We start from the raw sequence: 10,989 nt of genomic DNA, 5'->3' as shown, positions 1-10,989 counted from the left end.
GGTCATGGCTAGAACTCCATCATCATTTGATGTTATGTTTTATGGCTTATAGCTTCTTAACCTTACTGAAATACCAGGCAAAAGATAAAAAAAAATCTCCATGACTCTGCCTCAAGTCAGAAGATTAATTAACAGCTTATTTTGCATTACTATTTGCCCTTTTTGCCAAGCTATTCATGACTCATCCAAAAGGCTATTTTTTGATACCTCTTAAACATAACGAAGTAGTAATAGCTCTCGATCAATTAATACGTGGCCTTGGTTAGTTGCATAGGAAAGGAAAACCCCCTACTTGGCAATTTTCAATTCTTCCTGCTGTTCCACTATATTGCCTTGCCACTCCTGCTGAATGCTTACCTTTCTTTAAAAAGCCCGTCTCATCTATAGCTAGTATACCGCCTTCTTTATCTTTCAATACTTCCATTTGCAACCTATCTCTGATTGCATCTGCTTGCCATAAACCACGGCGTAGTAGATGTTGAAAAGCATACGGGGTTTGTAAGCCGGCCTCTTCTGCCAGTTGCCAGGTGTTTTTACGTTCTGCTTTGCTCATTAACCCCCATGTATATTGCAAAGCCACTTGTCTAGCTTCTTCTCGGCTAAAAAAAGGCCTTAAAAATAGAGCTAGCTCTTCTTTTTTTTGTTTTATAGTTTGGTTTATTGCTTTCAATTCCATCCCTCACCTCCCTATTTAACAAATAAAATAGCATACTATATTTTTTATTACCACTGTAGTACTAAGAGCTTTCTCTTTCATGCCCATGATTTAAGATTAGTAGCAGCAGTCTTTTTTGCATTAAGTTTGATTGATATGTCCTTGAGAACTGCCATTTTGACTAAGATTATCTACTCGTTTCCGCCATACAGCAAGCTGTGCCGGTAGCTTTTCTTTTAATTCATCGTAGTTAAGCTTTAGTGTATGCTCGGAGTAGTAAGTTATCCTTTTCTCAGAAATTTGAAATTGCTCGCCTTTAAGTGAAAAACTGCTCTCGATAAAGAAACAAATCTCAGCGATTAAAGGAAATGCTTCTATGCCCATTTTCAACAAAGCATTTTTATCGACTTTTTTTAAGGCACGAGCGGTAGACAGTTTGGCATCAGGTTCACCTTCATTGAGAATTTGGATGAAAGCATCTAGTGCTTCTTTAGGAAGCTTGCCTCCTTCCTGTGCCACCGCTTCTAGGATCTTGGCAGCAGCACGTACGGCAATAGAGTCGCCCTCTTGGAGAATTTGAAGGAGATCATCTATTACATTTTTAGGAAGCTCGCTCCCTTGCCTTGCCACTGCTTCTAGGACTTTGGCTGCAGCGCTTATGGCAATAGAATCGTCCTCTTTGAGGATTTGAATGAGAGCATCTAGTGTTTCTTTAGGAAGCTCGCCTCCTTGCCTTGCCACTGCTTCTAGGACTTTGGCTGCAGCGCTTATGGCAATAGAATCGTCCTCTTTGAGGATTTGGGTGAGATCATCCATTGCATTTTTAGGAAGCCAGTTTCCTTGCCTTGCCACTGCTTTTAGGACCTTGGCAGCAGAAGGAATGGTATCAGAATCGCCCTCTTGGAGGATTTGAAGGAGATCCTCTATTACATTTTTAGGAAGCTCACATCCTTGACTTGCTATTGTTTTTAGGGCCTTGACAGCAGCACTTATTGAAGCAGAATTGCTCTTTTTGAGAATTTGGATGAGAGCATCTAGCGCTTCTTCAGAAAGCGCGCTTCTTTGCCTTACCACTGTTTCTAGGACTTTAGTAACAGAATGTATGGCACTAGAATTGCCCCTTTCGAGAATTTGGATGAGAGCATCTAGTGCTTCTTTAGAAAGCGCGCCTCCTTGCCTTACCACTGCTTGTAGGACTTTAGTAGCAGAAGGTATGGCACTAGAATAGCTCTTTTCGAGAATTTGAAGGAGATCATCTATTACATTTTTAGGAAGTTCGTCTCCTTGCCTTGCTGCCGCTCCTAGGACTCTGGCAGCAGAAATCTTGGCAGTAGGATACCTGAAAGCAAAGCTGCTCTCCACCATAAGATGGATCAAATCGTCTATTGTTTTTTCAGAAACCCCACCTCTTTGCTGCATCACTGTTCTTAGAGCCACGTTAGCAGGGGGCCTGGTAGTAAAATTGTCTTCTTTGAGAATTTGGATGAGAGCATCTAATGCTTTTTTAGGAAGCTCATCTCCTTGCCTTGCCACTGCTTCTAGGACCGCGGCAGCAGCACGTATGGCAATAGAATTGCCCTTTTCGAGAATTTGAATGAGAGCATCTAATGCTTCTTTAGAACGCTCGCCTTTCTGCTCTATCACTACTGCTAGGGCCTCGACAGCATAAGGTATGGCAATGACACCGAAATCGCTTTTTTCGAGAATTTGAATGAAAGCATCCAGTGCTTCTTTAGAAAGCGCGCCTCCTTGCCTTACCACTGCTTCTAGGACTTTAATAGCAGAAGGTATGGCACTAGAATCGCTCTTTTCGAGAATTTGAAGGAGATCATCTATTATATTTTTAGGAAGTCCATCTCCTTGTCTTGCTGCCGCTCCTAGGACTCTGACAGCAGAGGGCCTGGCATTAAAATCGCCCTTTTCGAGAATTTGGATGAGAGCATCTAGTGCTTCTTTAGGAAGCTCGCCTCCTTGCCTTGCCACTGCTTTTAGGACCTTGGCAGCAGAAGGAATGACAGCAGAATCACCCTTTTTGAGAATTTGGATGAGAGCATCTAGTGCTTCTTTAGGAAGCTCGCCTCCTTGCCTTGCCACTGCTTCTAGGACCTTGGCAGCAGAAGGAATGACAGCAGAATCACCCTTTTTGAGAATTTGGATGAGAGCATCTAGTGCTTCTTTAGGAAGCTCGCCTCCTTGCTTTGCTATTGCTTCTAAGTGCCAGGCAACAGAGGACCTGACTCTAAAACTGCCCTTTTCGAGAATTTGGATGAGAGCATCTAGTGCTTCTTTAGAAAGCTCACCTCCTTGCTTTGCTATTGCTTTTAGGACCTTGGCAGCAGTGCGTGTGGCAATAAAAAAATCCCCTTCAAAAATTTGGATGAGAGCATCTAGTGCTTCTTTAGGAAGCTCGCCTCCTTGCCATGCTGCTGCGTCTCGGGCTCTGGCATCATAAGGAATGACATGAGGATCGCCCTTTTCGAGAATTTGGATGAGAGCTTCTAGTGCTTCTTTAGGAAGCTCGCCTCCTTGCCTTGCTATTGCTTCTAAGGCCTTGACAGCAGTGGGTGTGGCAATAAAATCACCCTCTTTGAGGATTTGGACGAAATCATCTAGTGTTTTTTTAAGAAGCTCGCCTCCTTGCTCTATCACTGCTTCTAGGGTCTTGGCAGCATACCCTCTGTCCTCAAGATTTTCCTCAGGATCCTTAAGAATCTTAAGAATCACTTTTAACATTTTTAAAGATAACTTTTGCCGTGTTCTTATGAGATTCTTTAAGTTCACTAGCATATTTTGTATGGTCGATGGGTCGGATAATAATTTTTCAATAGTAACCGTGATTTTATGATGATTAAAAAGGCTTTTGTTTCTAAGCAGCATTTCAAAGTTTAAGCCCGATAAGGAGAGATGTATAACATAGTCTTTCACAAGCTCAATGAAGCCCTCGTACTGCCTCACCAGAGTAGGATTTTGGCACTCTTCAAAGCATTCTGCAATCAAATTGAGTTCGCTCTTGACGGCTAGATCGTGAGGCTCAGCAAAGAGATCATCAAAAAAAGATTGTAGCGGGTTTGGTTTTAAATCCGAATAGAGCCGATTATTGGTGATAGAGAGGGAAAGATAGCCAGCAATCATGCGCAAAACTAAGTTATAGCGGGGTTCAAATTTGTAATTGTGTACAAAATCTTGGCATGCTTTTCTATTTTCTCCCTGCGGATGCAGGTATTGATTGGCAATTTTTGAAGCGGTTAAAAATTCTTGAAAGGTTAAGTGAATAAAATATCCTTTTTCTTCTGGAATGCGAAGAAGACCACAATCTGTAAGCTCGTTAGATGTGATAGCGTCACCTCTAAATTTATCGATCTCTTGCTTTCCTAAATAAAGAGTATTTTTTTCCATGGCCCAATCAGCCATTTTTTCAAAAGCTATGGCAATTTTGGCAACTTCTGGATTATCGCGAAGATTTTTTTCTGTAAGAATTTTTTCCATTGTTTGAGGAGAGTGAACTTGGCCTATTTTTCTTAAAAGAAACCATTTGTACATCCAGTTAACAATTTGTTCATAAATAGCCGTCATCGTAATAGGTTGAGTAGAATTAAAAGCTTCTGGGTCTTCGTTAAAGAGGCAACATAGAAGAGTTAAGTTAATGGGAATTTGCGCAAGGCTTGCAACTTGAGGAGAGGTCTGTAATAGATGGTGAAGTTTTTGTTTTTTCTCTTCTGCTTGAACTTGTTTGAAAAATCTATCGATATAACGATCGACCCCTTTTTTATCAAAGCCTAAAAGCTCTAGCTCACAAGAACGGTTAAAAGAACAGCTTCCAGGTCTTGAGGTGATCAGAATATGGGGAAATAATTTTTTTAGCTTGTTAAAGGCTGTAGCCAGGCTTGTATTTCCTTGAGCGTCTGCTGAGAGCTCATCATAACCATCCAAAACAAGCAGGGTTTTTTCTCGAAAAGTGGCATCGTTTATACAAGCATCGATGATGTGGGGATCAACAATTATGTCTTCATATTCTTTAGCAATTAGATCAGCGGGAGTATACTCCTTATCAGGAGGATATTTCTTTAATGTAAGGTTTCTTAAGGGAATCCAAAAAAGGTAGGAAAAGGCTTTTTGCCAAAGTTCCTCTTTTGCCCAGCGATAGGCAATATAGTGGCATAATGTGCTCTTGCCAATTCCTGCTGCGCCTTGGATGTAAATTCTTTTAGCCTCTTTATTTTCCAGGCTTTCGTGCTCAAAAAGCTTTTCAATTTCAATATTCAGTTTAGGTTCGTAGATGGTTTCTGAAGTTGGGAGGCGATCATCTTGTATTTGATCGGAATGTTTATCAAGTGCTTGATCACGTGCTATTCTTTCTTTCCTCTCAATGATTCCTAAACGTACATAAATCTCTTCTAAAGGAACTTTAAATTCCCACTCTTGCTCTGCTTTAATCCTAAAAATAGAAAGAGTTTTCTGATAAAGGTAAAGGCTTCGAAGAGAGTTAGTGAGCTGCAACGGATTTAGGGCTGCTTGAGATAAAGCTTGCATAATGGCTTCGTTTCCGCTTTTTAAAGCTAGCTCTAATGCCGTTTTTTTTTCCTTATTTAATATATTTAAGTTAGATCCTTTTTCCACTAATGCTTGAATGATTTTGCAATAATGCTCTTCTGTTTTAGCAGAAGATCTGCTCTCGCCAATGACCGCTAAATGTAAAGGAGTATTTCTCTCTCTGTCTTGTTGAGCCAGCTGGATTTGAGCTATGGTTTGACTTAATAAGAGTTGAACACTCTTTTCATTTCCTGTAAGTGCAGCTAAGTGTAAAGGTAACTGGCCGTCGCTATTTTTAGCTTCCATAAGGGTGGGAGCATGCCCCAGCAAAATACGGACTATATTAACGCAATCTCTTTGAGATCGACAAGCATGATGGAGAGCCGTATTATGAGAACCATCGAGTTTTTTTAAATCTACCTTTAAATCAATAAGAAGAAAAAGCAGCCTACTACAACCTGAATAACAGACTTGATGGACCAAAAAGTCATTGCGGGACCTGAATTTTTCATTTGGATCTATTTTCTTTTCTGTAAGTAACCAGTAAATGAGATCAATATAAGCAGTACGCTTTTCTTTAGGCATCTCCTGTAAAGACATGATATGGGTTCTTTGAAAGGCCCCTTCAGCCGCGATTTCTATAAACGAGCGTTCGTGCTCTTCTAATTGTGACAAGCCATTCTTAGCAAGCTTTTGCGCGGTATCTAGTAAGCCATGTTGGAGAGCATTTATAAAACATCGTTTAAGTGAAGGATTGTCTAGCTGGAAAAAAGAAGAGTCTTTTTTGCTTAATAAAAGGCAGGCACATTTGTCTTGCGCCACAAAATCTGGGCTCTCATAAGCAAGCAGGATTTCTAACGGAGTATGATAAAGCAAATCTTGCTGTTCAGTACACGCGCCATGTTCAATAAGCTTAATTAAAATGGAATAATATCCTTTAGCAGCAGCTAAATGAAGAGCTGTATATCGATAACGCCCTTGTGGTAAGTCTAAAATTTCTTGAATGTCTTTATGCTGAAGCAAGAGGTCAATAATTTCTTCGCGTCCATATTCTGCTGCTACATGAAGCACAGTATTAGCCTCTTCACCATATCGGCCTTTTTTGATATCTGCTCCCTTTTCAAGCAGGAATTGCGTAATAGGAATAGATCCACTCTTGATAGAAATGTGCAAAGGCGTTTCTTTAATCACTCTTCCTGCTAAGACGTCTAGGTAAGATTCTACATTTTGCCTTTCAGAGAAAAGATAAATAAAAATACTACTATTTCCTTTTGCTGCAAAATAATGAAGCAAGCTTTCTCCTTCTCCTAAGCTTTTCTCCAACATGCCCAGGTATTCATCGAAAGCTTTGCAAGTAAACCTATATTCTTGCACATTAAGGCTAACATATAATTCATACGCGGTGGCTAAATAAAATGCACCATGTAGGGAAGTCTCGCCTTCTACTTCATTTAAAAATTTGTGTCCTTGCATCATTAAATCTTTTATGCAGTGAGGACACTTTAGTGGTAGCAAATCTTTTAACCGTCTGTTAAGTTCTGTGGCTGTCAATCGGGAGGGCGGCGCTGCATGATATTGAATAGTAGGGTTAGATTGTATAACCAGGCTAGCTCTTTGCTTTAAATGAATTCCATTAGCATTAGCCTGGACATTGATGAGCCCAGGCCTGGTCTGTAAATCGGGATAAAGAGCTATATATGACTCTGTAAGGCTATGCTCACGACAACCTAATCCATTGTAGCCTTTCTGGATACTTGCAAGCATCCCCTCCACACCTAATAGTTGGAATGTTGCTTCTGAAGCTCCTGCTACAACAGCAGATTGAGAATAAGGCTTTTGAGTCATGTTGCTTACTCTTGCTTTTCCTCCTTTTGTACTCATCACTAAGTTCGTTGCATGTTCGCCTATCTGATGATACTCATCTATAGCGCTCCCGCCACGGGTACCTTGCAAAGACTCAGGAGGCTGCAGATGGAATGGAGAGGAAATAACGGAAGCCTCGCCTTCCAGCTGTTCTTCCTTAGTTGTATTTCGCAAAGGGATCAGTATATTCTGTCCCCACAGATATCCTTTTTGTTCTAACCTAGAAGCGCACACTAGGCCAATTAATTTAGCGCTAATTGACAAATAAAGCTTTTTTTCTTCTTCGCTAGAAAGAGTGCATAATTTTGGAATTAACTCAAGTATTTTGCTTGGCTTTTCAGCATCTAAAATAGCAGTGTGTGATTTAAGGCATTGGATAATTTTTGCTTGATCGTTTAGAAGAGTTAATTCTTTCTTTTTAAAAGTACTATAAGCATTGTGTTTTAGCTGTTCAGATTTAAGATAGGTAAATTCAGGTAAATCCTTTCCTTTTTTACCTTTGGCTAAACGTTTGATGATCCCCTCATTTAATTCTGCATTGCGTCCGCTAAAAATAAGGTTAAAAAGTCGCTGTCCATACTTAGCTGTATAATAAGCAACCTCTTCAGGAGAATAACCTCTATGCGTCAATTCTTTACTATGTAAAAGTTTAAAGCCTACTTGCTGCAGAGCTGAGCCTAGTAAAGTTTGTTGTGAGATAGGAAGGTCTGGGCTACCGCTTTGTCCATTAAAAACATGATATACAGCAGAGCGGCACACATACGTCCTGTTGGCAAATGTATTGGCTAAGGCTTGACGAAGGTGGTGCTCTACTTGCAGCTCAGCTGTCTTTAGGATGTTTTGACGTAGTGAATCTTTTAAGTCCTGGCAATTTTTTTCTAATAGCGCGCATTTTTTTTGCTTCTTTTCAATCACTTCTTGGATATCTGGATCATCACTGCTGTCCCCTAACCTTTTTAAGGCAGCCAACTCTTTATCTAATGCTTGCTTGTTTGCCTCTAATTCATTCATTAAAGGCTTCTTTTCATTCTTTAAGGCTAGAATTTGTTCATGGCAAGTTGTACATTGTACCCGATACTCCACATAAAGTCTGTTAAGAGCTGCACTAGCAATATCTTCTTCACGTACTAGTAGAGGGTCTAATTGGCCTAGCTCTTGCTTTTTTTCCTCAAGAGTTATTAAATGGTGATCGTGTATACTCTCTACTTCTTTAAAAATGGTAGCATAATCCTGCTGGCAAAGTGAGATGTGGGTGGCTTGTTTATCTGTAGGTAATTCTTCTTCAAGGATTTTGCTTAGCTTTTTTTTAACATGATCTTTAAATGCTTGCCATTCCTCTTCTTCTAAGCTGCAACGCAAGGAGAATAAACTTGCCGCCATTTCTTGAACATGCTTTTTATACTTATACTCTTTAAATTTTATGGTAAATTCTTCCTCAGAAAAAAGCCTCTCTCCTTGAATTAAGGGATTATTTTCTTCTCCATGCTGAAATTTTGGATAGTTTTCTTTATCTTTTGCTAGCGTATCTGATAATTCTTCCCAATTCTTAGGAGCTTCCCACTCTGTATCTCCCAGCTTTTCAAAGCGCCGGATAGCTGGAAAATCTTGTTGGATAGACATCATAAAACTCTCTGGTTAATGCAATTATAGCTTTATAGGAAAAACAGGCCATATAAACCTATAAAGGAGCGATCCACTCGTCCCAATTCATCGATTTGTTTATCTATGAAAAATTAAATTAAATTTAAGTTTTAGGCAAGTTTTTAAGTTAAGAGATTATCTTAAAATCCCTCTTTTAACTTATCAATTCGCCTTAACATCAGTCTAATCATCAGGGAAATTGCATGAAGATTTAAGTTGACAAAGCAAGGGGTATAATTATCATTCTTTTCCTTAAAAAGGAGGAATGAATGATTACTCATAAACCCAATAGTGTTTTTGCTGTATTTAAGGACCTGGAAGATCCAAGGAAGCAAAGATACCAAATCTATAGTTTGTTTGATATTGTTACGATTAGCATTTTGGCGGTTTTATGCGGTGCAGATGATTGGGCAACCATCCATTTATGGGCATCTTGCAATTTACCTTGGCTGCAAGAGCATGGAATTTGCTTAGCAGGCGTGCCATCGCATGATACTTTAGGAAGATTTTTCCGCTATGTATCTGCATCGAATTTTGAAAGATGTTTTGTACAATGGACCCAAAATATTGCTGGAGCCATTTCAGGTTTAGCTTCTTTAATTCCATCTTCTTCCTCTTCCTTTATATCAGTTATCAAAAAGAAGAGTGTCTACACATAGAATTATGTGCTGTTATGGCGTTGAGAGACCAATGTTGCTGGAAAAGTCATTTGATTTTTTCATTTGGACTGAAAAAGTAGCTATTTGCTGGAAGAAGTGAAAGACCCTCGAAGCATTAGGAGAGGCATTCATTTATAATCCATGTAGTTGTTCCTATTTATGCCTTTCCTAGAAATTGACCTGCAGGGCTTATCATTCAGAAATTAAACAGCCTGCAAAAGGTTTACTAACTAAAAATTGTTTTTCAAAAGATTAACGTGACAAAAAGATTATCGTCATAATCTTATAAATTAAATATAAAGGTTGCCTACTAATTTAACTAATAACATAGGTAGTATAAGATAAAAATCATTTGACTAACTGTCCTACAAAGTGGCATAGTTAGTTTATGAAAAGACATATTGTCCAGACAAGAATTTTTGAAGAAGAGGTGGCAAGGCCCATAAAGAAGAGGAAGCTTAAAAAGGAAGATTTTGAGGCTTTAAAAAAAGCTTAGCAGTAAATCCGAAGCAAGGAGATGTAATCATTGGAAGTGGAGGAATAAGAAAGGCTCGTTTAAAATCAACTTCCAAGGGAAAAAGTGGTGGATTTAGAGTATGCTATCTAGATACAGAGGATCGAGCGATTCTTGTTTTGTTGTCCATTTACTCTAAAAATGAGCAAGAAAATCTGCTTTAAGCAGAGAAATTAGAGTTAAAACAAATTGCCGAAGTAATTAGAAAAAGGATTAAGAATGAGTAAGTTGTTTAAAGGACTTAAAAAAGGGCTTGAAGAAGCTCTAGCATTTTCAGAAGGAAAACTTACGCTCAAATCAGAGCTTATCGAAATTCCAGAACCTCCCAATGATTATAAGGCTAGTGAGATCAAAAGAATTAGAGAGAAAAACCATTACTCCCAGGGAATTTTTGCGAAAGTATTAAACGTAAGCGTAAAAACAGTCCAATCTTGGGAATCTGGAACACGCGCTCCAAGCCATGCAGCGCTACGGCTTTTAGAAATTGTAGATAAAGGTTATTATGGTCCTCAAATTTCTAAGCCTCTATGAGCGGGAGAGCTTTATGGTTTTCTTTCCAATTAAATAGAGTAGCCAGGGAGCTTTTTGAAATGGCAGTACTTTTTCAAAAGGTGGGGATATTCAACATATTATTTTGATTAGCAAACATTTTCCTGCTATTTTTCTTTAATATCCCACATTCCGCAGGTTAAAACAATGGTTGGATAATTTTTTTATTATTTTGGTAAATTGACTTAAGTTTTTTTCAAGAAAAAACTAAGCTTGTTCCTCTCAAAGCAAAGAAAGAGAGGATATAAGCGATGGAAGAGTATAGTAGCAAAGATCTTGACCACTTAGGGATTGTTTCTGCTATGTGTGACGAGATCAATTTAGTGAGCATGATAGATCAGCTCATTCCCCCTGATCCCCGAGCTATTATAACAACAGGAGAATGCATCAAATTGATGGTCATCAATGGGTTAGGTTTTACTTCACGTCCCTTATATTTAGAAGCACAATTTTACGCAAGTAAACCTGTGGAACGATTATTAGGAAGAGCGTGTAGATCTGAAAATATATCGGATGATCGTTTAGGTAGAGCTTTAGATTGCTGCTACGAATATGGATGTGATGCTATCTTTTCAGCC

Annotated in this window: 4 protein-coding genes and 1 pseudogene; 3 read left to right on the top strand and 2 right to left on the bottom strand. The window is 39.1% G+C overall.

Features of this window, described 5'->3' with window-relative positions:
- Positions 1 to 219: 219 nt before the first annotated feature.
- Positions 220 to 676 (bottom strand): annotated as a pseudogene (locus tag NEOC65_RS08995) (IS701 family transposase); the annotation flags it as partial.
- Between the two features lie 120 nt (positions 677 to 796).
- Positions 797 to 8,671 (bottom strand): ankyrin repeat domain-containing protein, encoded by a 7,875-nt coding sequence (locus NEOC65_RS08990; protein WP_213156308.1) that lies wholly within the window; start codon positions 8,669 to 8,671, stop codon positions 797 to 799.
- Positions 8,672 to 8,958: 287 nt separating this feature from the next.
- Between NEOC65_RS08990 and NEOC65_RS08985 the strand changes: the two genes are divergently transcribed.
- From NEOC65_RS08985 to NEOC65_RS08975, 3 genes are all read left to right on the top strand, one after another.
- Positions 8,959 to 9,348, top strand: coding sequence for a transposase family protein (locus NEOC65_RS08985; RefSeq protein WP_213156307.1), 390 nt, complete (start codon positions 8,959 to 8,961; stop codon positions 9,346 to 9,348).
- A 733-nt stretch (positions 9,349 to 10,081) separates the two neighbouring features.
- Positions 10,082 to 10,393, top strand: coding sequence for a helix-turn-helix domain-containing protein (locus NEOC65_RS08980; RefSeq protein ID WP_213156306.1), 312 nt, complete (start codon positions 10,082 to 10,084; stop codon positions 10,391 to 10,393).
- A 269-nt stretch (positions 10,394 to 10,662) separates the two neighbouring features.
- Positions 10,663 to 10,989 (top strand): DUF4277 domain-containing protein (locus NEOC65_RS08975; RefSeq protein ID WP_213155588.1); only part of this gene is annotated, 327 nt, incomplete at its 3' end.

Source organism: Neochlamydia sp. AcF65 (assembly GCF_018342435.1).
GTDB lineage: Bacteria > Chlamydiota > Chlamydiia > Chlamydiales > Parachlamydiaceae > Neochlamydia.
Note: the sequence above shows the minus strand (reverse complement) of the source record. Positions and strands in the feature narration are given on the sequence as shown.